The following is a 25,162-nucleotide window of genomic DNA, read 5'->3' as shown; positions in this document are numbered from 1 at the left end:
GTCTCAGGCGTCCGGGGCTGCGGCGTTCAGGCCCAGCTCACCGAGTACGCGACCGCGGGATTCGTCGTCGGCGAGCACGCCTTCGATCGCTTTACGGAACGCAGGTGCGTTACCCAGCGGGCCTTTGAGGGCCACCAGCGCATCGCGCAGTTCCATCAGTTTTTTCAGCTCAGGCACTTGCTCGACCAGGCTGGCCGGGTTGAAGTCCTTCATCGAATTGACGCGCAGTTGCACAGCCAGCTCGTCGGCCTCGCCATCTTCCTGCAGACGGTTCGGCACGCTCAGCGTCAGACCCAGCTCTTGCTTGGCCAACACTTCGTCGAAGGTCATCTTGTCGATGCTGATCGGCTTGCGATCTTCGATTTTGCGATCGTCCTTGCGGTGGGTGTAGTCACCGATTGCCAGCAGCTTCAGCGGCAGTTCAATCTCTTCCTGAGCACCGCCGGTGGCGGGTTTGAAGGTGACGTTGATGCGTTCCTTGGGGGCTACCGAGCCTTCTTTGGCCATGGCTTTTCTCCTTGCGGTTGTGGCCCTGGGGCCTATTCGAGTACCACTTCGAGGTCGAGGTGGCACAGCCTGCGATAAATCTCTTCCTTGCGTTCACGTACGGCATGGTTCTGCGGCAACAACTCGCAGCAGCTATGCAGTAGATGCAGCACTTCCAATGCAAGATCGGGCTCCCAGGCGTGCAGGCCTGAGTCCTGTAATGTCTGATCGAGGGTTTCCAGCTGGTTCTTGGCCAGTTCGTATTTCTTGGCCATGAAGCACAGGCGCGCGAGGGCGAACTGCCAGAAGAAACGTTCGCGGCCGCCGTGAGCGGATTGCAAACCCTGCTTGAGGGTCTGCACGGCAGGCTTCAGGCCTTCCTTGCGCAGCAGCGGCAGGACTTCTTCGAGGGCCTTTTCCCAGGCTGGCTGGGTTTCGACGTTTTCGCTTTCGACCTTGCGCGGCGCACTGGCGCTTTGCAGGTGCGGCATGACGTTGGCGGCGATCCACGCCCGGGTGGACGGATCGGCAAACGGCGCGCCGTCATGGAAGCGCAACTCGACAATGCCGGGCAGCCGTTGAACCAAAAGCGCGAAGTGGATTTCCACTTCGCGCATTGCCAGCTCGGCGTTGAGGTTCTGGAGACATTCCCAGACCATCCTCTGGCCATCGAACCAGAACGGCGCCTTCGCCAGGCTCGCCTCCAGTTCCACCAGCAGGTCGGCGTATTTGCCCTGATCGAAACGGTCCTGATAGAGCTTGAGTTTTTCCAGCGGCAAACCGCGCAGCACGGTGATCTGCTCGGCGTTGCGCTCGGGCACCGCGTCGATGGTCATCCACAGCAACGTGCGATTGAGGCGCAGGGCGCGCAGGTCGGTAGCCTTCTGCTTGAGCCACCAGGCACACAATGGGCGGGCACTTTCCTGTTGGGCGCGCAGGGCTTTGTGCGCATCTCGTTCGTTGTCGATCGGTGCGCCGGGGGTGAGCAACTGGCTCGCGGCCTGTTTGACCTGCGCCACCGCCGCACCGACTACACCGGGGGCCGGCTGGTTGTCGGCCGCGCGCTGGATCATGGTTTTCAGGCGACGGGAAATCGGCAGCAGCAACGGCGAATCATCGCCCAGATGCTCGGCACACGCGGCTTCAAGGCCGGACAGGTGCTCGGAGAGCTGCCGGAACATCGGCAACTGCTCTTTGATCGCAATGTTTTCGGTGATGACTTGCTCGAGACGCGGTACCAGCCAGCCGATGGCGGCGGCACGAGTACGGGGTTTGAGCGGGTGAACGTCGGCCCAGTTGTTTTCCGACAGATGGTGCAGCAGACCGAGACCGGCCAGCAGCCCGGGGAAGGATTCGCGCTGGTACAGCGACCAGGTCAGCCAGGCGCCGACACGTAAATCCTTGGATTGGGTACGCAGCAGATTTTCGCTGTTTTCGCGAATTTTCAGCCAGTCGATCTGCCCGCTTTCGTGCATCGACGAGGCTTTGGCGAGCTCACTTTCCAAGGCCTCGAATTCGCTCGAAAAACGAACGTCTTCGCCCGCGAAATTCTCTTTGGAAACAGAGACTTTAGCGAGTTCGAGGTAATGGGCGGAAAGTTTGCTTGAGTAGGACATCCATGGCCTTTATTAAGGATTACAGTCAGGCGCCTATTGGAGTTACCGCGGCGCGGGACAGTATCGAAGAGCGGTGAAACGACTCATCCAATTGAGATGTGCTCTTTCAAGTGGGCGCATCGTAATCACTATGATGGCCACTAGCAAGCATCTGATTAAACAACAAGACGAACTGTTCTTTGTTTGTTGTAGGAGGTTTCCCTATATTCAGTCAGGGAATCCCCGATGCCGTCTTCTTATATACGCAGCTGCACGAAACACCTGAAAACCCTGATTTAGAGCGATCGTTCCAATCTGCGGTGATCACCGAAGACCGGGGCCGACGACAATGGCGCGGAGCATGACGGGTTTTGAAAAAAACGGATGTAGGATGATTCCGAAAGATTTCAGTGTTGTTTCAACAATCCACAGCGAGACAACCAACAATGGCAAAAGTGCCATCACTATGATGGCTTTTATATATAGGGTATTGATTTAAGTGTGAGGCAGATCGATAGCCAACCAATGCAATTGATTACGTGGCTTTATTATTGCTGCAGGCCATAACAAATAGGCAGGCATAAAAAATGGGCACCCGACCGCAATCGGTGTGCCCATTTTTTCAGCGGTTCTCCCCGTTATTCGAGGAGTTCGCCGCAATTAAGGATTTACGCTGTCTTTCAACGATTTGCCTGGCTTGAACGCAACAGTGTTGCTGGCCTTGATTTTAACCGGTTCGCCGGTCTGCGGGTTTTTGCCGGTGCGGGCGCCGCGGTGGCGTTGCAGGAAGGTGCCGAAGCCGACCAGCGTCACGCTGTCCTTGCGGTGCAGAGCGCCGGTGATTTCTTCGAGAACGGCGTTGAGTACGCGGTTGGCCTGTTCTTTGGTCAGATCTGCTTTTTCAGCGATTGCAGCGGCGAGTTCTGGTTTACGCATTAGTGAAGCCCCTTTGACGGTTTTTTGTTGTTATGTCCGTGCTGTTCTCGTTGGAACAGCGCCCAAGGCGCCGCAGGCTCTACTCTGCGGCAGACGGGAGTGAGAATGGCACGCGGATACCGGCGGCGCCAGTCTCCACGCGACCTTTGTAGGGGCAAAAGCGGGGTGATTCCGACAGAACGACCGGTATTTACGCCAGCAGCGCCGGAAGCTGTTTGTTCAGGGCGAGTTTTTCCATCACCGCGGCGCCGGTCAGCGCGTAGCCGAGCAATTGGCCGTCGGCGCTGTGGCACAGAACTTTGATGTCGGCGCCCTGCCCTTCTACAGTCCAGACGCCTTCGCTGCCTCGTGGCGGCGGCGATACGACCAGCGGACACACCGGGGTTTTCACGGTGATCGGCATCGGGCCGTAGCTCACGGCGGTCGGGTTACCCGTCAGGGTTTGCGCCAGCGCGCGCGCGCAACTCATCAGGGGCATCACGTACAGCAGATTCAATCCGTCGACCTCGGCGCAGTCGCCCAGGGCGTAAATATTGGCGTGGGAGGTTTTCAGGTGCCGGTCGACCACGACGCCGCGATTGACCTGCACGCCGGCAGCCGCCGCCAGATCGATACGCGGGCGCAGGCCGATGGCCGAAACCACCACGTCGCAAGGAATGACCTGGCCGTCGGACAGGTGCGCTTCCAGGCCGTCGGCGACTTTTTGCAGGCGGGTCAGTACCGGGCCGAGGTGGAATTTCGCACCAAGGCTTTCCAGCCCGGCCTGCACCGCCGCCGCAGCGGCCGGGTGCAGCAGCATCGGCATGACTTGTTCGCACGGCGCCACCAGTTGCACTTCGTAGCCGCCAAGTATCAGGTCGTTGGCAAACTCACAGCCGATCAGGCCAGCGCCGAGCAGTAGCACCCGACGCTTGCCCGCCGCAGCGGCGCGGAAACGCGCATAGTCTTCGAGATCATTGATCGGGAACACCAGATCGCTGCCATCGCCTTCAATCGGCACACGCACGGTTTCCGCGCCCCAGGCGAGAATCAGGTCGCGATAGCTGACCGCCTCCTCGCCAATCCACAGGCGCTTGTGGCCAGCGTCGATGCCGCTGATGCGCGTGTGCGTGCGCACTTCGGCCTTCAACTGCTCGGCCATGGTGCCCGGCTCGGCCATGCTCAGGCCGTCGGCGTCCTTGTTCTTGCCGAAACCGGTGGAGAGCATCGGCTTGGAGTAAGAGCGGCCGTCATCAGCAGTGATCAGCAACAGCGGGGTTTCGCTGTCGAGCTTGCGAAACTCGCGGGCCAGGTTGTAGCCCGCCAGGCCAGTGCCAACGATGACGACAGGTGCGCTCATGCCTTACTCCTTTGTTTTTCTTGCTTAGTTGATTTCGATCATTTCGAAGTCCGTCTTGCCGACGCCGCAGTCCGGGCACAGCCAGTCTGCCGGTACATCCTGCCAAGCGGTGCCCGGCGCAATGCCGTCATCCGGCCAACCCTCGGCTTCGTTGTAGATCAGGCCACAGACGATGCATTGCCACTTTTTCATTCAGGTACTTCCTCAGGGTTCAGGCGTGGTGCCGGCGCGGACGGTCGATGGGTGTTGCGCTGCCATCCGGCTCAGGGCGTTTTGTACTGATGGAGCCGGGCAGATGCAAGCCTGTTCGGCGCAACGGCGACCCGGATCAATCAATATCGCAGCTCGCCATGGTAAGCTCGCCGCCTCATTTGCGGCCAATAATGACTCATTGTGCAACATTCAAATGCCTGCCCGGCCCCGCTCTGGCTGACCCAAAGCCGACTGACGCCCCTCCCCGACTCGGTGACCCTCGACTGGCTGTTCGACGAAGGCTCCCTCACCCGCCGACTGACCCGGCTGTCCGATGATGGCTTCAGCGTCACGCCGTTGTTCGAAGGCTGGGACACTCTGCGCGCCGACGAATGCGCGGCGCTGGAGTTGGCCGAAGGCAGCGAAGGCTGGGTGCGCGAGGTGTATTTGCGCGGTCACGGCGAGGCTTGGGTGTTTGCCCGCAGCGTGGCGTCGCGCGCCGCCTTGCAAGGCGACGGCTTGCACATGGATGAATTGGGTAGCCGTTCGCTGGGCGAATTGCTGTTTTGCGATCAGGCGTTCCAGCGTCGCGCCCTCGAAGTTTGTCACTACCCTGAACAATGGTTGCCGCCAGACGTGAAGGCGCCTGAGCTGTGGGGCCGTCGTTCGCGTTTTGATCGTGGCGCGCTGAGCGTATTGGTCGCGGAAATCTTCCTGCCGAGCCTGTGGAGCGCCGCCCGCGCCCATCCGGAGAACTGCTGATGTATCAGAGCCTGCTCAAGTCCCTTAACCGCTTGAACCCGCGCGCGTGGGACTTCATTCAGTTGACCCGGATGGACAAGCCGATCGGCATTTATCTGCTGCTCTGGCCAACCCTTTGGGCCCTGTGGATTGCCGGCAAAGGCTCGCCGTCGCTGGCCAACGTGGTGATTTTCGTCCTCGGCGTGGTACTGACCCGCGCCGGCGGCTGCGTGATCAACGACTGGGCCGACCGCAAGGTCGACGGCCACGTCAAACGCACCGCGCAGCGACCGCTGGCCAGCGGCAAGATCAGTTCGAAAGAGGCGCTGGTGTTCTTTGCGCTGTTGATGGGCGTGAGTTTTCTGCTGGTGCTGTGCACCAATGCACCGACGATCTGGCTCTCGCTCGGTGGTCTGGCGTTGGCCTTCACTTATCCGTTCATGAAGCGCTACACCTATTACCCGCAAGTGGTGCTGGGCGCGGCGTTTTCGTGGGGCATGCCGATGGCGTTCACGGCCGAGACCGGTGAACTGCCGGCGGCAGCGTGGCTGCTGTGGATCGCCAACCTGCTGTGGACAGTGGGTTACGACACCTATTACGCAATGACCGATCGGGATGACGATTTGAAGATTGGCGTGAAATCCACGGCAATTCTGTTTGGCGAGGCGGACCGGGTGATCATCCTGAGTTTGCAGGCATTGTCACTGGGTTGCCTGATGCTGGCGGGATCCAAGTTTGAGCTGGGCATCTGGTTCCATCTTGGCCTGCTGGTGGCTGCCGGGTGTTATGCGTGGGAATTCTGGTACACGCGGGATCGCGACCGGATGCGTTGTTTCAAGGCGTTTTTGCACAACCATTGGGCTGGATTGGCGATTTTCGTCGGGATCGTGCTGGATTACGCGTTGCGCTAAACGCAAATCAATGTAGGAGTGAGCCTGCTCGCGATAGCGGTGTATCAGTTAACGAAAATGCCGACTGATACACCGCTATCGCGAGCAGGCTCACTCCTACAAGGGACCGCGTTTATTTGGCTTTGGCGACTTTCCAGGCGCCGTCCATTTTGCCGTCACCGGTCATGTCACCGGCCTTCTTGTCCATCACGAAGGTGTACAGCGGCATGCCTTGATAGGCCCACTGCATTGAGCCGTCGTCGCGCTTGATGACAGTCCAGTCACCCATCGACTTGTCACCCGCCGTCGCCATCAACGGAGGCCAGTTCGTTGCGCATTTGTCGTTGCACATCGACTTGCCGCCCGAGTCCTTGGCGAAGGTGTACAGAGTCATGCCCTTGTGATCGGTGTACATGCCGTCCTTCTCCATCGCAGGATCCGCGGCCAGTACAAATCCAGGCAGAGTCAGGGCAGCAGCCATCAGCAGGGCTTTGAAAGAAACAGTCATTTGGGTCATGGAAACCTTCTTTTGTGGTTGTCAGGATTCGGACTTAGAGCTTAGTTGAGGATTTGCACAATCGCCGCCGGACTAAAATACTGTCACACGACTGCAATAATTCCGTTATCTAATGCGGCGCAAGACAGTTAAATGACAAGAGGATTAAGGCATGGTTGGCAGGAGCATTCTGATCGTCGACGACGAAGCGCCCATTCGCGAAATGATCGCCGTTGCGTTGGAAATGGCCGGCTATGACTGCCTCGAGGCCGAGAACTCGCAGCAGGCCCACGCCATCATCGTCGACCGCAAGCCGGACCTGATCCTGCTCGACTGGATGCTGCCCGGCACCTCCGGCATCGAACTGGCCCGTCGTCTCAAGCGTGACGAGCTGACCGGGGACATCCCGATCATCATGCTCACCGCCAAGGGCGAAGAGGACAACAAGATCCAGGGTCTTGAAGTCGGCGCCGACGACTACATCACCAAACCGTTTTCCCCGCGCGAACTGGTCGCCCGCCTCAAAGCCGTGCTGCGCCGCGCCGGCCCGACCGACGGCGAAGCGCCGATTGAAGTCGGCGGCCTGCTGCTCGACCCGATCAGCCACCGCGTGACCATCGACGGCAAACCGGCCGAAATGGGCCCGACCGAATACCGTCTGCTGCAATTCTTCATGACCCACCAGGAACGCGCCTACACCCGTGGCCAGTTGCTGGATCAGGTCTGGGGCGGCAACGTCTACGTTGAAGAACGCACCGTCGACGTGCACATCCGGCGCCTGCGCAAGGCGCTCGGCGACGCCTACGAAAATCTGGTACAAACCGTGCGCGGCACCGGCTACCGGTTTTCCACCAAGGCCTGATCCGACCGCCAGACTCGCAGACAAGGACCGTATTTCCCGTGAATCAAAACTGGCATGGCACCCTGATTCGCCACATGCTGCTGTTGGTCACCGCCTGCCTGGTGATCGGCCTGATCACCGGCTATTACGGCTGGAGCCTTGCGGCGGGCCTGGGGATTTATCTGGCCTGGACGCTCAAGCAATTGCTGCGTCTACACGAATGGCTGCGCCAGCATCAACCCGACGAAGCACCGCCCGATGGCTATGGCCTGTGGGGTGAAGTGTTCGACAGCATCTACCACCTGCAACGCCGCGATCAGCGCGTGCGCGGGCGCCTGCAAGCGGTGATCGACCGGGTGCAGGAATCCACCGCTGCGCTGAAAGACGCGGTGATCATGCTCGACAGCGACGGCAATCTGGAATGGTGGAACCGCGCCGCCGAAACCTTGCTTGGCCTCAAGACCCCCCAGGACAGCGGCCAACCGGTGACCAACCTGGTGCGCCATCCGCGTTTCAAGGAGTACTTCGAGCAGGACAGCTACGCCGAGCCGCTGGAAATCCCCTCGCCGACCAACGATCGCGTGCGCATTCAGCTGTACCTGACCCGCTACGGCAACAACGAACACTTGATGCTGGTGCGCGACGTCACGCGCATCCATCAGCTGGAACAGATGCGCAAAGATTTCATTGCCAACGTCTCCCACGAGTTGCGCACGCCGCTGACGGTGATCTGCGGCTACCTGGAAACCCTGCTCGACAACGTCGAGGAAGTGAATCCGCGCTGGAGTCGCGCGCTGCAGCAGATGCAACAACAGGGCGGGCGCATGCAGACGCTGCTCAACGATTTGTTGTTGCTGGCGAAACTGGAGGCCACCGATTACCCGTCGGACAACCATCCGGTGCAGATCGACACCCTGCTGCAATCGATCAAGAGCGATGCGCAGCAATTGTCCGGCGCGAAGAACCAGCGCATCAGCCTCGAAGCCGATGCCGGCCTGTTGCTCAAGGGCAGCGAGGCGGAGTTGCGCAGTGCGTTTTCCAATCTGGTGTTCAACGCCGTGAAGTACACCCCGGCCGAGGGCAACATCCGCATTCGCTGGTGGGGTGACGCTCAGGGCGCGCACCTGAGCGTGCAGGATTCCGGCATCGGCATCGACAGCAAACACCTGCCGCGCCTGACCGAGCGTTTCTACCGCGTCGACTCCAGCCGCAACTCCAACACCGGCGGCACCGGGCTGGGTCTGGCCATCGTCAAACACGTGTTGCTGCGCCACCGCGCACGCATGGAGATCAGCAGCGTGCCCGGTCACGGCAGCACGTTCACCTGCCATTTCGCCCCGGCTCAGGTGGCTCAGGCGCGAGCCATCAGCGCCACCGAGTAAGACCGACCGGCACTCGCCACTAGGCAATCGCCATGTCAGCCGCTACATTGGCTGACTTGTGCCTGCCTTTCAGGCGCGATTTTTCTCTCTCTTGAATCACACGGAACCCGCAAAACTCCATCATGGACCCTTCCCCTGGCTTGTCCCTCGCTACAATTTTCGCCGATTTCGGCATGATCCTTTTTGCTCTGATCCTGGTTTTGCTCAACGGCTTTTTCGTTGCGGCGGAATTTGCCATGGTCAAACTGCGCTCGACCCGGGTCGAGGCCATCGCTGATCAGAACGGCTGGCGCGGGCACATCCTGCGCACCGTGCACAGTCAGCTCGATGCCTACCTCTCGGCCTGTCAGCTCGGTATCACGCTCGCCTCCCTTGGCCTTGGCTGGGTCGGTGAGCCGGCGTTCGCACACATCCTCGAACCGCTGCTGAGCGCGGTCGGCGTGCAGTCGCCGGAGATCGTCAAAGGTGTGTCGTTCTTCACCGCGTTCTTCATCATTTCGTACTTGCACATCGTGGTTGGTGAGCTGGCCCCGAAATCCTGGGCGATCCGCAAACCCGAGCTGCTGTCGCTATGGACGGCGGTGCCGCTGTACCTGTTCTACTGGGCGATGTACCCGGCGATTTACCTGCTCAACGCCAGCGCCAACGCGATTCTGCGTATCGCAGGGCAAGGCGAACCCGGTCCGCACCATGAACACCATTACAGCCGCGAAGAACTGAAACTGATCCTGCACTCCAGCCGTGGCCAGGATCCGAGCGATCAGGGCATGCGCGTTCTGGCCTCGGCGGTGGAAATGGGCGAGCTGGAAGTGGTCGACTGGGCCAACTCCCGTGAAGATTTGATCACCCTTGAATTCAATGCGCCGCTGAAAGAAATCCTCGCGATGTTCCGTCGCCACAAGTTCAGCCGTTATCCGGTGTACGACAGTGAGCGCCAGGAGTTCGTCGGCCTGCTGCACATCAAGGATCTGCTGCTGGAACTGGCGGCGCTGGACCACATTCCCGAGTCGTTCAACCTGGCTGAGCTGACCCGTCCCCTGGAGCGCGTGTCGCGCCATATGCCGCTGTCGCAGTTGCTGGAGCAGTTCCGCAAGGGCGGCTCGCACTTCGCCGTGGTCGAGGAGGCTGACGGCAACATCATCGGCTACCTGACCATGGAAGACGTACTGGAAGTGCTGGTCGGTGACATTCAGGACGAACACCGCAAGGCTGAGCGCGGGATCCTCGCCTATCAGCCGGGCAAGCTCTTGGTGCGTGGCGACACGCCGCTGTTCAAGGTGGAACGCCTGCTGGGCATCGACCTCGACCACATCGAAGCGGAAACCCTCGCCGGGCTGGTCTACGAAACCCTGAAACGGGTGCCGGAAGAGGAAGAAGTGCTGGAAGTCGAAGGCCTGCGGATCATCATCAAGAAGATGAAAGGGCCGAAGATTGTGCTGGCGAAGGTGTTGATGCTGGATTGAGTGCAATGCGGGAAACCGCGTTGCCCGCTAAAAGATCGCAGCCTGCGGCAGCTCCTACAGGATCGCATTCCTGTGTAGGGGCTGCCGCAGGCTGCGATCTTTTTTGCTTTATTGCTTGCCCAACGCAAAGTTGGGCAACGCCCCCAGCGGCTGGATGAACTGATACGGAATCGACACCAGCCCCTCACCGGTGTTGCGCTGCACCACAAAGTGCAGGTGCGGGCCGCTGCTGTTGCCGGTATTGCCCGAAAGGGCCAGCGGACTGCCCACCGCCACCCGTTGCCCTTCGCGCACGCTCACCGAACCTTGCTTGAGGTGCAGGTACACGCCCATGGTGCCGTCGTCATGCAGTACCCGCACGAAATTGCCGGACGCATCCGAACCGCGCCCGCTCTGGGAATTCTCGGTCTTCACCACCACCCCGGCCCGCGCGGCAATGATCGGCGTGCCCACCGGCATGGCGATGTCCATCGCATAGCGATTCTTCGGCCCATAGTGACTGTACTGACCGTTGGCGCCCTGACTCAGACGAAACGGCCCGCCACGCCATGGCAGTGGATAGCGATAGCCCTGCGCGATACCAGTGGGGTCACCGAGGGAATAGTGGAACTGCGGCGTATACACCAGCGGCTGCTTGCCGGATATCGCCGTCAGCAACGCCAACCGCGTGTTGCTGCGCGCCGGCAGCACCCGGTGGATGGTTTGCGCCGGCGCACCGCGCACATTGCTCAGCCCGGTGAATGCCAAGGCAATTTTGACCGGCGCATACAAATCGTTGCGCACGAAGACCACGTCTGTGCCCTTCTGCTTCTTGATATCGAGGTAAACCTGCCGTTCCAGGCGCTCGACCATGCGGTCCTGAAACACGAACACCTGCGAGCCTTTGCTCGGCCGGTCGCTGTAGGAGACCACGCCGTTGGCATCGGTGGATTTGTAAATGGTCATGGCCACAGCCGATGTGGAGGCTATGAAGAGACCACAGAAAAACAGCAGGCGCGCGAGCATGGGCAAGAGTCTGTCGAAGTAAGGCCTGGGAATGAGCCTAGCAGGTGAAGCAGACCAGGCTAGTCGACAGATGTTTCAAATTGGCAGGAGCGGGAGATGGGTGGTGCTTTTGATGGCCCCTTCGCGAGCAGGCTCGCTCCCACAATTGGAATGCATTCCAGGGTGGGAGCGAGCCTGCTCGCAAAGGCGGACTGTCAGGCGACGAAGATTACGCGCCGGGAACGAAGTGCTTCTGCGCCGTGCCGCGGGCGATCAGGCGCGAGATGTAGTCGAGTTTCTGCGCGTCCTGGTCGACGAAACGGAAGGTCAGTTGCAGCCAGTCGCTGTCCGGTTTCGGCTCAAAAGCGACAACCGCGTGCAAATAGCCATTGAGACGGGCGATTTCAGCGTTGTCACCCTGCTCCAGATCGAGCACGGCGCTGTCGAGGATCTGCGGCAAGGTGTCGGTGCGTTTCACCAACAGCAACGCTTCCTTGATGCTCAGAGCCTTGATCACGCATTGCTGAGTACCGCTCGGCAGACGCAATTGGCCTTGGCCGCGACCGCTGGCCGGTGCCGACGCGGCGGCTGGTGCCTTGACCGGTGGGCTGTTGAGCAGGCCACGGGATGGCGCAGCAGCCGGCGCTGGCGCGGCAGCAACCGGTTTGGCAAACGGGTTGACCGCCGCCGCAGCCGGAGCACCACCGACCACGGCAGGCTTGCCACCGGTCAAGGCGCTCAGGGAATCGTTGCCGAACGCCGAGTTCATTTTGGTTGGCGCGCTGTTCATCAGGGTGTCGAGCTTGCCGACCTTATTCAGCGCCTGTTTGACCTTGGTCAGCAGTTGCTCGTTGGTGAACGGCTTGCTGACGTAGCCGGAAACGCCGGCCTGAATCGCCTGCACGACGTTTTCCTTGTCGCCACGGCTGGTGACCATGACGAACGGCATGGTCTTGAGGTTGTCTTGCTCGCGGCACCAGGTCAGCAGCTCGAGACCGGACATTTCCGGCATTTCCCAGTCGCACAGAACCAGGTCGAACGCTTCCCTGGCCAGCATGGCCTGAGCCTTTTTGCCGTTGACGGCGTCCTCGGTGCGGATTCCCGGGAAGTAATTACGCAGGCACTTTTTCACCAGGTCACGAATGAACGAAGCATCGTCCACGACCAACACACTGATCTTGCTCATCCAACACCCCTATTAAAATCCCGGCAAGCATAACGCTGGCTGATGGCACATTGCCAAAACTCTTCAGTCACGCCGGGACTTTTCGTTCGCGGGTGCTGCTTTTTAATCGAATCTGCCCATGAAAAGCACAAACAAAAACGCCCGGCCAAAGGGCCGGGCGCTTTTCTCAGGCAATCTTACTTATCGTCAGCATCGCCCGGAACATTAGCGGTTTCGCCGCTTGTGCCTTCAACTTCTTCTTTCATGCGTTTGAGGCCCATGTGGCGCACGTCGGTGCCGCGCACCAGATAGATGACCAATTCGGAGATGTTGCGCGCGTGGTCACCAATCCGCTCCAGCGAACGCAGCACCCAGATGATGCTCAAGACCCGCGAGATAGAGCGCGGGTCTTCCATCATGTAGGTCGCAAGCTCGCGCAGCGCGGTCTTGTATTCGCGGTCGATGATCTTGTCGTATTGCGCCACCGACAACGCCAGATCGGCGTCGAAACGGGCAAACGCGTCCAGCGCATCGCGGACCATGTTGCGCACCTGGTCGCCGATGTGGCGAACCTCGACGTAACCGCGTGGCGCTTCACCTTCTTCGCACAATTGAATCGCACGGCGAGCAATCTTGGTCGCTTCGTCACCGATGCGCTCCAGGTCGATCACCGACTTGGAAATGCTGATGATCAAACGCAAGTCGGATGCCGCCGGCTGACGACGGGCGAGAATACGCAGGCATTCTTCGTCGATGTTGCGTTCCATCTGGTTGATCTGGTCATCGATCTCGCGCACTTGCTGAGCGAGACCGGAGTCGGCTTCGATCAGTGCGGTGACCGCGTCGTTGACCTGCTTCTCGACCAGCCCGCCCATGGCCAGGAGGTGGCTGCGCACTTCCTCAAGCTCAGCGTTGAACTGCGCGGAGATGTGGTGGGTAAGGCCTTCTTTACTAATCATGTTGGCGTCCTTGGAGCGTCCGGTAAGGTGCGGTGGGCCGCAGCGTCAATTCTGTGAATAACCCGCAACTGTCAGCCATAACGACCGGTGATGTAGTCTTCGGTCTGCTTCTTCGCCGGATTGGTGAACAGGGTATCGGTGTCGCCAAATTCCACCAGTTTGCCCATGTACATGAACGCCGTGTAGTCGGACACCCGCGCGGCCTGTTGCATGTTGTGCGTAACGATAACGATGGTGAACTTGGACTTCAGCTCGTAGATCAGCTCTTCGACTTTCAGCGTCGAGATCGGGTCGAGGGCCGAGCACGGTTCGTCGAGCAGCAGCACTTCCGGCTCAACCGCGATGGTACGGGCGATGACCAGACGCTGTTGCTGACCACCGGACAAGCCGAGTGCCGATTCATGCAGACGATCTTTGACTTCGTCCCACAGTGCCGCGCCTTTCAACGCCCACTCGACCGCTTCGTCGAGGACGCGCTTCTTGTTGATCCCCTGGATGCGCAGACCGTAAACGACGTTTTCGTAGATGGTCTTCGGAAACGGGTTGGGCTTCTGGAACACCATGCCGACGCGACGACGCAGCTCGGCAACGTCTTCGCCCTTGCGATAGATGTTATTGCCGTAGAGGTTGATCGCGCCTTCTACGCGGCAGCCGTCAACCAGGTCGTTCATGCGGTTGAAGGTGCGCAGCAGCGTGGATTTACCGCAGCCGGACGGGCCGATGAAGGCGGTCACGCGCTGTTTCGGGATGTTCATGCTGACGTCGAACAGCGCTTGTTTCTCGCCGTAGTACAGGCTCAGGCCGGGGACTTCGATGGCCACGGTTTCCTGCGCCAGATTGAGGCTCTGCTTGTCGCGGCCCAGGGCGGACATGTTGATGCCGTGGGTATGTGTTTCGTGCTGCATGGGAGGCTCCCTGTGCTAACAAATTCGGTTCGGAACACTGCTCGGTGCAGCTTCCATCAATATTGCGGCGGTCGCGATTCAATGTGGGAGCGAGCTTGCTCGCGAAGGGGCCCTCACGGCCGCCAAAAGCTTCGCGAGCAAGCTCGCTCCCACAGGGTTCGCGTCGTCCTTAGCTATCCAGTGCTTTGTATTTTTCGCGCAGGTGGTTGCGGATATACACCGCCGACAGGTTCAACGTCGCGATCACCAGTACCAGCAACAGCGCCGTGGCATACACCAGCGGACGCGCCGCTTCGACGTTCGGGCTCTGGAAGCCGACGTCATAGATGTGGAAGCCCAAGTGCATGATCTTCTGATCCAGGTGCAGGTACGGGTAGTTGCCGTCCACCGGCAGCGACGGCGCCAGTTTCACCACACCCACCAGCATCAGCGGCGCCACTTCACCGGCGGCGCGGGCCACGGCGAGGATCATGCCAGTCATCATTGCCGGGCTGGCCATCGGGATGACGATCTTCCACAAGGTTTCAGCCTTGGTCGCGCCCAGTGCCAGCGAACCTTCACGCACGGTGCGCGGAATACGTGCCAGACCTTCTTCAGTCGCGACGATCACCACCGGCACCGCCAGCAGCGCCAGCGTCAGCGAGGCCCAGAGCAGACCCGGTGTACCGAAGGTCGGTGCCGGCAGTGCTTCGGGGAAGAACAAGCGGTCGACCGAACCACCGAGTACGTAAACGAAGAAGCCCAGACCGAACACGCCGTAAACGATCGCCGGAACGCCAGCGAGGTTGTTCACCGCGATACGGATGATCCGCGTCAGGGTGTTCTGTTTGGCGTATTCACGCAGGTACACCGCCGCCAGCACACCGAACGGGGTGACGATCATCGCCATGATCAGCGTCATCATCACGGTGCCAAAGATTGCCGGGAAAATCCCGCCTTCGGTGTTGGCTTCACGCGGGTCGTCCGAAAGGAATTCCCAGATCTTGCTGAAGTAGAAACCGACCTTGGTGAAGGTGCTCATCGCGTTTGGCTGGTAGGCGTGAACCACTTTGCCCAGACCGATTTCAATCTCTTTGCCGTTGGCATCGCGAGCGGTCAAGGCATCGCGATTGAACTGTGCATGCAGATCGGCAAGACGCGCTTCGATGTCCTGATAACGCGCATTCAGTTCGGCGCGCTCAGATTCCATGTCCGCTTGCGCGGTGGCGTCGAGCTTGCCTTCCAGTTCCAGTTTGCGACCGTGCAGACGGATGCGCTCCAGCCCTGCGTTGATTGCACCGATGTCGGTCTTCTCCAGCGACTTCAGTTGCGCCGCCAGACCGTTCACACGGTTGATCCGCGCTTGCAGCTCTGGCCACGCAGCCTCGCCTTCGGCGATGACCTTGCCGTCCTGTTTGACGTTGACCAGATAGCCGTAGAAGTTGCCCCACTCGCGACGTTCGATCGCCATCAACTCGGGCGGCGTAGTCTGGTTGGTCAGCCACTCACCGACGACCCAGGTGAAGTCGTTGCCATTCAGATCCCGGTTGCCGACCTTGATCAGCTCGCGGGTCATGAATTCCGGGCCGACGTCAGGCACCGGCAAACCGGCGCTCTTCAGGCGAGCACGTGGCACTTCTTCTTTCTGTACCACTTCGCCGACCACAAGATGCTGGGCCTGGCCCGGCACGTCGTAGCTGGCATGCACCAGATCCGCCGGCCAGAAGTGACCCAGACCGCGCACGGCAATCACCGCCAGCAGGCCAATGGTCATGATGACCGCGATGGACACCGCGCCACCGCTGATCCAGACGCCCGGGGCGCCGCTCTTGAACCATCCTTTCAGGGAGTTCTGTTTCACAGACTTCTACCTTTGCTTAAAGCGACGAGTATTTCTTGCGCAGACGCTGACGAATCAGTTCTGCCAGGGTGTTCATGACGAAGGTGAACAACAGCAGCACCAGCGCCGAGAGGAACAGCACGCGGTAGTGGCTGCCGCCGACTTCCGACTCGGGCATTTCCACCGCGACGTTGGCCGCCAGGGTGCGCAGGCCTTCGAACAGGTTCATTTCCATGACCGGGGTGTTACCGGTGGCCATCAGCACGATCATGGTTTCGCCGACCGCACGGCCCATGCCGATCATCAGCGCCGAGAAGATCCCTGGGCTGGCGGTCAGGATCACCACGCGGGTCATGGTCTGCCACGGCGTGGCACCCAGCGCCAGCGAGCCGAGGGTCAGGCCACGCGGCACACTGAACACGGCGTCTTCAGCGATCGAATAGATGTTCGGGATCACCGCGAAACCCATGGCCAGACCGACCACCAGAGCGTTGCGCTGGTCGTAGGTAATGCCCAGGTCGTGAGAGATCCACATGCGCATGTCACCGCCGAAGAACCAGTTCTCCATGAACGGACTCATGTACAGCGACAGCCAGCCCACAAACAGGATCACCGGAATCAGCAGCGCACTTTCCCAACCGTCCGGGACTTTCAGGCGGATCGATTCAGGCAGGCGGCTGAAGGTGAAACCGGCGACCAGAATGCCGATCGGCAGCAACATCAACAGGCTGAAAATGCCCGGCAAATGCCCTTCTACATAAGGCGCGAGGAACAGCCCGGCGAAGAAACCGAGGATCACGGTCGGCATCGCTTCCATCAGCTCGATCACCGGCTTGACCTTGCGGCGCATGCCCGGGGCCATGAAGTACGCGGTGTAGATCGCAGCGGCAACGGCCAGTGGAGCAGCGAGCAGCATGGCGTAGAACGCAGCTTTCAGAGTGCCGAAGGTCAGTGGCGACAGGCTCAGTTTCGGTTCGAAATCGGTGTTGGCGGCGGTCGATTGCCAGACGTATTTTGGCTCGTCGTAGTTCTCGTACCAGACCTTGCTCCACAGCGCGCTCCAGGAAACTTCCGGGTGCGGGTTGTCGAGCAGAAGCGGTTGCAGCTTGCCGTCGGCTTCGACGATGACACGGTTGGCACGTGGCGACAGACCGAACACGCCCTGGCCTTCTACCACTTGATCGACCAGCAAGGTGCGATGCGCGGTGCTGTGGAACACGCCAAGCTTGCCGCTAGCATCCAGAGCAAGGAAGCCCTTGCGACGCTCTTCGGCGGTGATTTCAACGATCGGCGTGGTGCCCATCTGGAAAGTGCGGATCTGCTTCAGGCGCAGCTCACCATCGGTGTCACGGGCCATGAACCACTGGGCCAGACCACCCTTGGAGTCACCGACGATCAGCGAGATACCACCGACCAGTTGCGTGGTCGCGGTGACTTCGGCATCAGCGTTTTCCAGCAGTTTGTAGCGACCGTTGAGGCTCTTGTCGCGCAGGCTGAACACATCGGCCTGAGCACGACCGTTGACCACGTACAGCCACTGCTGGCGCGGGTCGACGAAGATGTTTTTCACCGGCTCAGTCATTTGCGGCAGATCGATACGCTTCTGCTCGTTGGTGACTTCGCCAGTCATCATGTTTTCTTCGCTGGTCAGCGACAGCACGTTGAGTTGCGAACCGGTCGAACCGACCAGCATCAACGTCGTGTCGGTGGCGTTCAGGCTGACATGCTCCAGCGCGCCGCCGGCTTCGTTCAGCGCGATCGGCGTCTCGCCATACGGATACTCGATGGCCGGGCTGATGGTTTTCTTGCCATCGGGGTAGCTGACTTTATAGGTGTGACGGAACACCAGCGCCTGACCGTTGGACAGACCCACGGCTACCAGCGGATGGCCCGGCTGGTCCTCACCAATGGAGGTCACGGTGGCACCGGCTGGCACTGGCAGATCGACGCGCTTCAGCTCAGCGCCACTGTCGATGTCAAAGAACAATGCCTGGCCTTTGTCGGAAACGCGCATGGCCACCTGATTCTGCTCTTCGAGCGAAATCATCAGTGGCTTGCCGGCGTCCTGCATCCAGGCCGGGGTGATCGAGTCTTTCGCGGTGAGGTCGGCACCCTGAAACAGCGGCGCGACCACGTAGGCGAGGAAGAAGAAGATCAGGGTGATGGCTGCCAGCACCGCGAGACCGCCAACGAGGACGTACCAGCGGGTGAAGCGATCCTTGAGCGCACGAATGCGGCGCTTGCGTTGCAGCTCAGGCGTATTGAAATCAATGCGCTTGGGAGGATTAGTAGTCATTTGGGAATTGGCCAGATCATTCATGCGCTCACCCTAGCGATCCTGTATGACAGAAAGATGACAATGCAGTGACGCAGCAAATCCACCGCCAGCGGGACTGGCAGAGGATCAAAAATTTGAGGTGTGGAAAAGGCCGGCCTGCGCGCAGGTCCGGCCTTTTACCTGAGTCCGGTGGGGTTCACCCTAGACTCAATTTGTTACTTCTTTGCGACAGCGCCGCCTTCCTGCAGACCCAGGTCAGCCAGTGCTTTTGCAGCAACCTTGGCTGGCAACGGGATGTAACCGTCTTTCACCACAACTTCCTGGCCCTGTTTCGACAGCACCAGCTTCACGAACTCAGCTTCCAGCGGAGCCAGAGGCTTGTTCGGGGCTTTGTTGACGTAAACGTAGAGGAAACGCGACAGCGGGTACTTGCCGTTCAGGGCGTTTTCTTCGGTGTCTTCGATGAAGTCAGTGCTGCCTTTCTTGGCCAATGGCACGGTTTTCACGCTGGCGGTCTTGTAACCGATACCCGAGTAACCGATGCCGTTCAGCGAGGAGCTGATCGACTGCACCACCGACGCCGAACCTGGTTGTTCGTTGACGTTTGGTTTGTAGTCGCCTTTGCACAGGGCTTCTTCTTTGAAGTAGCCATAGGTGCCGGATACCGAGTTACGACCGAACAGTTGTACTGGCTTGTTGGCCAGGTCGCCGGTCACGCCCAGGTCACCCCAGGTTTTCACGTCGGCTTTGGCGCCGCACAGACGGGTGGACGAGAAGATCGCATCAACCTGTTCCATGGTCAGGTGCTGGATCGGGTTGTCCTTGTGCACGAACACAGCCAGGGCGTCCACGGCAACCGGGATAGCGGTTGGCTTGTAGCCGTACTTCTGCTCGAAGGCCGCCAGTTCGGTGTCCTTCATCTTGCGGCTCATCGGGCCCAGGTTGGAGGTGCCTTCAGTCAGCGCAGGTGGCGCAGTGGCGGAGCCAGCGGCCTGAATCTGGATGTTTACGTTCGGGTATTCTTTTTTGTAGTTCTCAGCCCACAGGGTCATGAGGTTGGCCAGGGTATCGGAGCCGACGCTGGACAGGTTGCCCGACACACCAGTGGTCTTGGTGTAGCTCGGGATAGCAGGGTCAACAGCGGCGAACGCGTTGGCAGTCGCAACGCCAGCAGCGACAAAAGTCATTGCCGCCATCAAACGCTTCAGTTTCATGCCTTACTCCTAGCAGATAGGGTGTGTTAAGTCGGGGCCAAGTATTAGCAGGCCGTGTGAACACTCTATGGCTGAAATATGACAATTGGATGAAAGGCCAGCATGTCGCGACAGATCGTTCCCACGCTCTGCGTGGGAACGCCGCCATGGACGCTCTGCGTCCGCATTTGAGAGGTGACGCGGAGCGTCACAGGATGCATTCCCACGCGGAGCGTGGGAACGATCAGGCGGGAGAGAAAATCAGCGCCCTTTCTTCCAGAGCCACGCCCCGACCAGAATCCCCATCGCGCACAGCACTGCCACATAGTAGGCCGGGCCCATCGCGCTTTCTTTCAGCAGCAGACTGACCACCATAGGCGTCAACCCGCCAAAGATCGCGTAAGCCACGTTGTACGAGAACGACAACCCGCTGAAACGCACCACCGGTGGAAACGCTTTAACCATCACATATGGCACCGCACCGATGGTGCCGACCAGAAAACCGGTCAACGCGTACAGCGGGAACAACCAGTTCGGGTGATCGGCAAGGCTGTGATAGAAGGTCCACGAGCTGATCAGCAAGCCCAGGCAGCCAAACACAAACACGCGACCGGCACCAAAGCGATCCGCCAGTGCACCGGAAATGATGCAGCCGATGCTCAGGAACACAATCGCCAGACTGTTCGATTGCAACGACTCGGTCGGCGTGAAGTGATAGACCGTTTGCAGCACGGTCGGGGTCATCAGGATCACCACAACGATCCCGGCCGACAGCAACCAGGTCAGCAGCATCGAAATCGCAATCGCGCCGCGATGATCACGCAGCACCGCGCGCAGCGGCACTTCTTCGGCCAGCGCCTTGCGCAATTGCAGTTCGGCGAACACCGGGGTTTCGTGCAGCCAGCGGCGCAAGTAAACCGAGAACAGGCCGAACACACCGCCCAGCAGGAATGGAATACGCCAAGCGTAATCGGATACTTCCGCCGGCGTATAAATGCTGTTGATCGCGGTGGCGACCAGCGAGCCGAGCAAAATGCCGGCAGTCAGGCCGCTGGTGAGGGTGCCACAGGCGTAACCCATGTGCTTTTGCGGTACGTGTTCGGAAACGAAGACCCACGCGCCCGGCACTTCACCGCCAATTGCCGCGCCTTGAATCACCCGCATCAATAGAAGAAGGATTGGCGCCCACAGGCCGATCTGCGCGTAGGTTGGCAGCAGACCCATGATCAGGGTCGGCACGGCCATCATGAAAATGCTCAAGGTGAACATCTTCTTGCGCCCCAACAGGTCGCCGAAGTGCGCCATGACGATGCCGCCCAGCGGTCGCGCCAGATAGCCGGCGGCGAAAATGCCGAAGGTCTGCATCAGGCGCAGCCACTCGGGCATGTCGGCGGGGAAGAACAGCTTGCCGACCACAGTGGCGAAGAAGACGAAAATGATGAAATCGTAGAATTCCAGCGCGCCGCCAAGGGCGGACAGCGACAGAGTCTTGTAGTCATTGCGGGTCAACGGTCGTGCGGGTTGCTCGGGCTGCGCGAGGCTCGAAGGCGCTGTGGTCATGGCAAGGGCTTCTCTTATAGTCGGATCTGCCGCCACAACAACGCTGGCGGTGGCTTGGGCAGGTTCGGCACCATAGCAAATTGTTCGAAAAAGCACATAGAGGTGCGTATTTGACGGTCGAAATGAGAACCGGATGGTCGTCGCGGAGTCTACCGACCGATATACTCGCAACCTGCTCCGATTTGTAGGGGGTTGCTGTGCGAAAACGTCGTTGGCCCGGCCTTTGCTCGGGATTAGCCGGTTTCGCAGAGTTTCTCCTTAGGCGCCTGATGGAAAACGTGACGAACGTAGTATGTTCGGTGCTGAATCGTTTTTCCCGAAGACGGCTACCACCAGCAATACCAACGAAGAGTCACGGGTCAGAGGCACCCCCGGCATGATAGAGCTCGAACAAGAAGATCCGATCCCGCAAGGCGACTTGGCCCTGCAAATCACCGCACTCCCTCGCGAAACCAACGGCTTTGGCGATATTTTCGGCGGCTGGCTGGTGGCACAGATGGATTTGGCCGGGACCGCAATGGCCAGCCGTGTCGCTGGCGGACGCGTCGCCACCGTCGCCATCGACCGCATGGCGTTCCTCGTGCCTGTGGCTGTCGGCGCGCAATTGTCCTTTTATACCCAGACCCTGGAAATCGGCCGCAGCTCGATCCAGATGATGGTCGAAGTGTGGAGCGACGACCCGTTGTCCAGCGAGTGGCGTAAAGTCACCGAAGCGGTCTTCGTCTTCGTCGCCATCGACGGCAGCGGTCGCACTCGCTCGGTTCCACCACGCGCGCGTTAAACATCGTCGCCGTTTTACGGTCGATAGTTGTCCTTGTTACTGATCGAGAGCTGTCCCATGAACACGCCCAACGTTGAAGCCGTGAAACTGGATGAACTGAACTGCTGGCGCATCCGCCACGGTCAGGCCGAAGTGCTGGTGGCCCAGCAAGGCGCGCACATCCTCAGTTATCAGATCGATGGCCAGCCGCCGATCATCTGGCTCAACGACAAGGCCGAGTTCAAGACCGGCAAAAGTATCCGCGCCGGCGTGCCGGTGTGCTGGCCGTGGTTCGGCAAGTTCGAGCGTAACCCGCAGAGCGTGCAGGCCATGTTTACCGGTGAGCAACCGGCACCCGCGCACGGTCTGGTGCGAGCGATGGATTGGGAGCTGGGCGGCATCGAATCGGAGGCTGACGGCGTCAAGGTCGAATTCAAGCTGCCCTACCCCGAAGGTGGTTTGACGGGCTGGCCACATCAGGTCGATCTGACCCTGACCCTGCATTTGTCCGAGCAACTGAGTTTCAGCCTGACCAGCCATAACCGTGGCAGTGACAGCGTCAGCCTGAGCCAGGCGCTGCACACTTACTTCGCGGTCAGTGACGTGCGCAATGTGAATGTTGATGGCGTGGATGGTTTGAATTACATCGAGACGCTGGATGACTGGAAAACCACCAGTCAGCAAGGCGACCTGCATTTTGCCGGAGAGACCGACCGCATCTACCTCGATGCTCCGCCACAGCTGAGCATTGTCGATCCAACGTGGGAACGACGCATTGTGCTGACGGCTACCGGTTCGCGCACGGCGGTGATCTGGAACCCGTGGATCGACCGTGCCGCCGCGCTGGCCGACATGGATAACGATGGCTGGCAGCGCATGCTGTGCATCGAGACGGCGAATGTGATGGATGACGTGGTTACGCTGGCACCGGGTGCGAGCCATACCATGGGTGTTAGCGTCGGCAGCCAACCGCTTTAAGACGCGCCGCAATACGAAATGTGGGAGCGAGCTTGCTCGCGAAGGCGTTGTATCAGTCAACATTCAAATGTCTGACACACCGCTTTCGCGAGCAGGCTCGCTCCCACAATTGTTTTGTATAGGTCCTACAGATCAGATTCCTGCACCACCCGCACCTTGTCCGCTTCCAGCGCATACGCCGCATCGGCCAGATCATTGCTGACCTTCTCGACCTTCAGCGTGCCGGTCACCCACAGCGGCGTGTAGATATCGTCCAGCTTCAAGCCTTTCGGATAACGCACCAGCACCAGTTGATTCGGTGGCGGTGGCGGCACATGGATGCACGCTCCCGGGTACGGCACGAGGAAGAACAGCGTGCTGCGACCCTTGGCGTCGGATTCCAGCGGCACCGGATAACCACCGATGCGGATGTGCTTGTCGTTCATCGACGCCACGGTTTTGGTCGAATACATCACTGCCGGCAGACCTTTGGCCTGCTTCATCCCACCCTTCTCGGTGAAGGTGCCGGTGGCTTCCGGGGAGTTGTGGTCGATTTCTGGCATGGCCTCGAGGGCCTTTTGGTCCGACTTGGGCATCAGTTCGAGCCAATCGGTTTCCGGCAGTTCGCCGGCGTGGGCCAAACCGCTGCCCAGGAAAAGGAGAGTCAACAAAAGACGGCGCATGAAGGTGCTCGGTATAGAAAGGAAAGAACAGTAAATCGCCGAGCATTCTAGCCCTCCCGGCCACTTTGGCAGAGAGGGCTTTGTCGCTTTGGATCAGTTCTTTTTGATCAGGCCGTAGATCACCAGCAACACGATAGCGCCGACCAGTGCGCCGATGAAACCTGCGCCCTCGCCTGCGTGATAGATGCCCAGAGCCTGGCCGCCGTAGGTGGCTGCCAGCGAACCGCCGATACCGAGCAGGATGGTCATGATCCAGCCCATGCTGTCATCGCCCGGTTTCAGGAACCGCGCCAGCAGGCCGACGATCAAGCCGATAAAGATGGTTCCGATAATTCCCATGGCATTTCCCTCTGAATAGTAGATATGCGAAGCCTAGTCAGACTTTGGCATCCTGCCATCAGAGAACGGCGGCCCCTGAATGGTTCCGCCGCTGCCAAATGAAACTGTCGTTACTCGGCGATCAGCGCTTCGACCTTGACGATCTGCGCCTGCAGCGTAGCCATGTCGGCGCAACGCAGATTGGCGTGACCGACCTTGCGCCCGGCCTTGAAGGCCTTGCCGTAGTGATGCAGATGGCAGTCTTCGATAGCGATGACTTTCTCAACCGGCGGTACAACACCGATGAAGTTAAGCATCGCGCTCTCGCCGACTTTGGCCGTCGAACCCAGCGGCAGGCCGGCAACGGCGCGCAGATGGTTTTCGAACTGACTGCACTCGGCGCCTTCGGTGGTCCAGTGCCCGGAGTTATGCACGCGCGGGGCGATTTCGTTGGCCTTGAGGCCACCGTCGACTTCAAAGAACTCGAACGCCATGACGCCGACGTAGTCGAGTTGCTTGAGCACGCGGCTCGAGTAGTCTTCGGCCAGCGCCTGCAACGGGTGATCGGTACTGGCCACCGACAGCTTGAGGATGCCGCTGTCGTGGGTGTTGTGCACCAGCGGATAGAACTTCGTTTCACCATCGCGGGCACGCACGGCGATCAGCGAGACTTCACCGGTGAACGGCACGAAGCCTTCCAGCAGGCAGGACACGCTGCCCAGTTCGGCGAAAGTGCCGACCACGTCTTCCGGCTTACGCAGGACTTTCTGGCCCTTGCCGTCATAACCCAGGGTGCGGGTTTTCAGCACGGCCGGCAGACCGATCGAAGCCACCGCAGCGTCCAGATCGGCTTGCGACTGAATGTCAGCGAAAGCCGGAGTCGGGATGCCCAGGTCCTTGAACATGCTCTTTTCGAACCAGCGGTCGCGCGCGATGCGCAGGGCTTCGGCGCTCGGATAAACCGGGACGAATTGCGACAGGAATGCCACGGTTTCGGCCGGGACGCTTTCGAACTCGAAGGTCACCAGATCGACTTCATCGGCGAGTTGGCGCAGATGATCCTGATCGCCGTAATCGGCCCGCAGGTGTTCGCCCAGCGCAGCGGCGCAAGCGTCCGGCGCAGGGTCGAGAAAAGCGAAGTTCATGCCCAGCGGCGTACCCGCCAGAGCCAACATGCGACCCAACTGGCCGCCACCGATTACACCGATCTTCATCTCAAC

At 59.9% G+C, this 25,162-nt stretch carries 24 protein-coding genes; 7 read left to right on the top strand and 17 right to left on the bottom strand.

Annotation, left to right across the window (positions count from 1 at the left end; translation table 11 throughout):
- Nucleotides 1–3: 3 nt before the first annotated feature.
- The 5 genes from tssB to AC0ZWN_RS09790 form a co-directional block, all read right to left on the bottom strand.
- A complete protein-coding gene (gene tssB / locus AC0ZWN_RS09810; protein WP_003229587.1) occupies nucleotides 4–507 on the bottom strand; it encodes a type VI secretion system contractile sheath small subunit in 504 nt (167 codons plus the stop codon).
- A 32-nt stretch (nucleotides 508–539) separates the two neighbouring features.
- Entirely contained in the window at nucleotides 540–2,102 is a 1,563-nt protein-coding gene (tssA, locus tag AC0ZWN_RS09805) for a type VI secretion system protein TssA (protein ID WP_007920270.1), read from the bottom strand.
- Between the two features lie 639 nt (nucleotides 2,103–2,741).
- On the bottom strand, nucleotides 2,742–3,017 hold the full coding sequence (locus tag AC0ZWN_RS09800; RefSeq protein WP_003213368.1) for an HU family DNA-binding protein: 276 nt from the start codon (nucleotides 3,015–3,017) through the stop codon (nucleotides 2,742–2,744).
- 190 nt (nucleotides 3,018–3,207) lie between these two features.
- Nucleotides 3,208–4,356 (bottom strand): NAD(P)/FAD-dependent oxidoreductase, encoded by a 1,149-nt coding sequence (locus AC0ZWN_RS09795; protein ID WP_476334887.1) that lies wholly within the window; start codon nucleotides 4,354–4,356, stop codon nucleotides 3,208–3,210.
- A gap of 24 nt (nucleotides 4,357–4,380) precedes the next feature.
- Nucleotides 4,381–4,548, bottom strand: coding sequence for a rubredoxin (locus AC0ZWN_RS09790; protein ID WP_095049651.1), 168 nt, complete (start codon nucleotides 4,546–4,548; stop codon nucleotides 4,381–4,383).
- Nucleotides 4,549–4,749: 201 nt separating this feature from the next.
- On the opposite strand from AC0ZWN_RS09790, the gene AC0ZWN_RS09785 reads away from it, so the two are divergent.
- Nucleotides 4,750–5,310 carry a chorismate--pyruvate lyase family protein gene (locus tag AC0ZWN_RS09785; RefSeq protein WP_476334885.1) on the top strand — a complete coding sequence of 187 codons (561 nt, stop codon included), beginning with the start codon at nucleotides 4,750–4,752 and terminating at the stop codon, nucleotides 5,308–5,310.
- Nucleotides 5,310–6,200 carry a 4-hydroxybenzoate octaprenyltransferase gene (ubiA, locus tag AC0ZWN_RS09780; RefSeq protein WP_093429631.1) on the top strand — a complete coding sequence of 297 codons (891 nt, stop codon included), beginning with the start codon at nucleotides 5,310–5,312 and terminating at the stop codon, nucleotides 6,198–6,200. The genes AC0ZWN_RS09785 and ubiA overlap by 1 nt, the downstream gene beginning before the upstream one ends.
- 112 nt (nucleotides 6,201–6,312) lie before the next feature.
- Here the strand turns inward: ubiA and AC0ZWN_RS09775 are convergent, their stop codons facing one another.
- The gene (locus AC0ZWN_RS09775) at nucleotides 6,313–6,696 is read right to left on the bottom strand and encodes a COG4315 family predicted lipoprotein (RefSeq protein ID WP_476334883.1); all 384 of its coding nucleotides are present in this window, start codon (nucleotides 6,694–6,696) and stop codon (nucleotides 6,313–6,315) included.
- A gap of 151 nt (nucleotides 6,697–6,847) precedes the next feature.
- Here AC0ZWN_RS09775 and phoB point away from each other — a divergent pair, with 151 nt between their 5' ends.
- The 3 genes from phoB to AC0ZWN_RS09760 all read left to right on the top strand — a co-directional run bounded on the left by phoB (nucleotide 6,848) and on the right by AC0ZWN_RS09760 (nucleotide 10,361).
- Complete coding sequence (phoB, locus tag AC0ZWN_RS09770; protein WP_007896474.1) at nucleotides 6,848–7,537, top strand: phosphate regulon transcriptional regulator PhoB; 690 nt, start codon at nucleotides 6,848–6,850, stop codon at nucleotides 7,535–7,537.
- A gap of 74 nt (nucleotides 7,538–7,611) precedes the next feature.
- Nucleotides 7,612–8,898, top strand: coding sequence for a phosphate regulon sensor histidine kinase PhoR (gene phoR, locus AC0ZWN_RS09765; RefSeq protein WP_476334929.1), 1,287 nt, complete (start codon nucleotides 7,612–7,614; stop codon nucleotides 8,896–8,898).
- Between the two features lie 122 nt (nucleotides 8,899–9,020).
- Nucleotides 9,021–10,361 (top strand): hemolysin family protein, encoded by a 1,341-nt coding sequence (locus tag AC0ZWN_RS09760; RefSeq protein WP_007920256.1) that lies wholly within the window; start codon nucleotides 9,021–9,023, stop codon nucleotides 10,359–10,361.
- A gap of 108 nt (nucleotides 10,362–10,469) precedes the next feature.
- On the opposite strand, the gene AC0ZWN_RS09755 is transcribed toward AC0ZWN_RS09760, so the two are convergent.
- The 8 genes from AC0ZWN_RS09755 to AC0ZWN_RS09720 all read right to left on the bottom strand — a co-directional run bounded on the left by AC0ZWN_RS09755 (nucleotide 10,470) and on the right by AC0ZWN_RS09720 (nucleotide 21,224).
- Nucleotides 10,470–11,366 carry a peptidoglycan DD-metalloendopeptidase family protein gene (locus AC0ZWN_RS09755; RefSeq protein WP_476334881.1) on the bottom strand — a complete coding sequence of 299 codons (897 nt, stop codon included), beginning with the start codon at nucleotides 11,364–11,366 and terminating at the stop codon, nucleotides 10,470–10,472.
- A 208-nt stretch (nucleotides 11,367–11,574) separates the two neighbouring features.
- Nucleotides 11,575–12,531 (bottom strand): response regulator, encoded by a 957-nt coding sequence (locus AC0ZWN_RS09750; protein ID WP_476334879.1) that lies wholly within the window; start codon nucleotides 12,529–12,531, stop codon nucleotides 11,575–11,577.
- Between the two features lie 176 nt (nucleotides 12,532–12,707).
- Nucleotides 12,708–13,469, bottom strand: a complete 762-nt coding sequence (gene phoU, locus AC0ZWN_RS09745) for a phosphate signaling complex protein PhoU (RefSeq protein WP_007954334.1) — start codon at nucleotides 13,467–13,469, stop codon at nucleotides 12,708–12,710.
- 71 nt (nucleotides 13,470–13,540) lie between these two features.
- Nucleotides 13,541–14,374, bottom strand: a complete 834-nt coding sequence (pstB, locus tag AC0ZWN_RS09740) for a phosphate ABC transporter ATP-binding protein PstB (RefSeq protein ID WP_095049644.1) — start codon at nucleotides 14,372–14,374, stop codon at nucleotides 13,541–13,543.
- A 169-nt stretch (nucleotides 14,375–14,543) separates the two neighbouring features.
- Nucleotides 14,544–16,214: a phosphate ABC transporter permease PstA gene (gene pstA / locus AC0ZWN_RS09735; RefSeq protein ID WP_095049643.1), complete on the bottom strand. Its 1,671-nt coding sequence runs from the start codon at nucleotides 16,212–16,214 to the stop codon at nucleotides 14,544–14,546.
- A gap of 16 nt (nucleotides 16,215–16,230) precedes the next feature.
- Entirely contained in the window at nucleotides 16,231–18,264 is a 2,034-nt protein-coding gene (locus tag AC0ZWN_RS09730) for an ABC transporter permease subunit (protein ID WP_176471262.1), read from the bottom strand.
- 422 nt (nucleotides 18,265–18,686) lie between these two features.
- Nucleotides 18,687–19,685 (bottom strand): phosphate ABC transporter substrate-binding protein PstS, encoded by a 999-nt coding sequence (locus AC0ZWN_RS09725; protein WP_038359380.1) that lies wholly within the window; start codon nucleotides 19,683–19,685, stop codon nucleotides 18,687–18,689.
- A gap of 240 nt (nucleotides 19,686–19,925) precedes the next feature.
- A complete protein-coding gene (locus AC0ZWN_RS09720; protein ID WP_194935754.1) occupies nucleotides 19,926–21,224 on the bottom strand; it encodes an MFS transporter in 1,299 nt (432 codons plus the stop codon).
- 376 nt (nucleotides 21,225–21,600) lie between these two features.
- Here AC0ZWN_RS09720 and AC0ZWN_RS09715 point away from each other — a divergent pair, with 376 nt between their 5' ends.
- Both AC0ZWN_RS09715 and AC0ZWN_RS09710 read left to right on the top strand, forming a co-directional pair.
- Complete coding sequence (locus AC0ZWN_RS09715; RefSeq protein WP_003229628.1) at nucleotides 21,601–22,005, top strand: acyl-CoA thioesterase; 405 nt, start codon at nucleotides 21,601–21,603, stop codon at nucleotides 22,003–22,005.
- 57 nt (nucleotides 22,006–22,062) lie between these two features.
- A complete protein-coding gene (locus AC0ZWN_RS09710) occupies nucleotides 22,063–22,962 on the top strand; it encodes a D-hexose-6-phosphate mutarotase (RefSeq protein ID WP_476334875.1) in 900 nt (299 codons plus the stop codon).
- 125 nt (nucleotides 22,963–23,087) lie between these two features.
- Here the strand turns inward: AC0ZWN_RS09710 and AC0ZWN_RS09705 are convergent, their stop codons facing one another.
- The 3 genes from AC0ZWN_RS09705 to AC0ZWN_RS09695 form a co-directional block, all read right to left on the bottom strand.
- The gene (locus tag AC0ZWN_RS09705; RefSeq protein ID WP_007920225.1) at nucleotides 23,088–23,624 is read right to left on the bottom strand and encodes a DUF3299 domain-containing protein; all 537 of its coding nucleotides are present in this window, start codon (nucleotides 23,622–23,624) and stop codon (nucleotides 23,088–23,090) included.
- Between the two features lie 93 nt (nucleotides 23,625–23,717).
- A complete protein-coding gene (locus AC0ZWN_RS09700) occupies nucleotides 23,718–23,963 on the bottom strand; it encodes a GlsB/YeaQ/YmgE family stress response membrane protein (protein WP_007920223.1) in 246 nt (81 codons plus the stop codon).
- A gap of 110 nt (nucleotides 23,964–24,073) precedes the next feature.
- Entirely contained in the window at nucleotides 24,074–25,156 is a 1,083-nt protein-coding gene (locus AC0ZWN_RS09695; protein WP_007920221.1) for a 5-(carboxyamino)imidazole ribonucleotide synthase, read from the bottom strand.
- Between the last annotated feature and the right edge of the window lie 6 nt (nucleotides 25,157–25,162).

Source organism: Pseudomonas sp. 3B-A001-10F (assembly GCF_056313565.1).
Note: the sequence above shows the minus strand (reverse complement) of the source record. Positions and strands in the feature narration are given on the sequence as shown.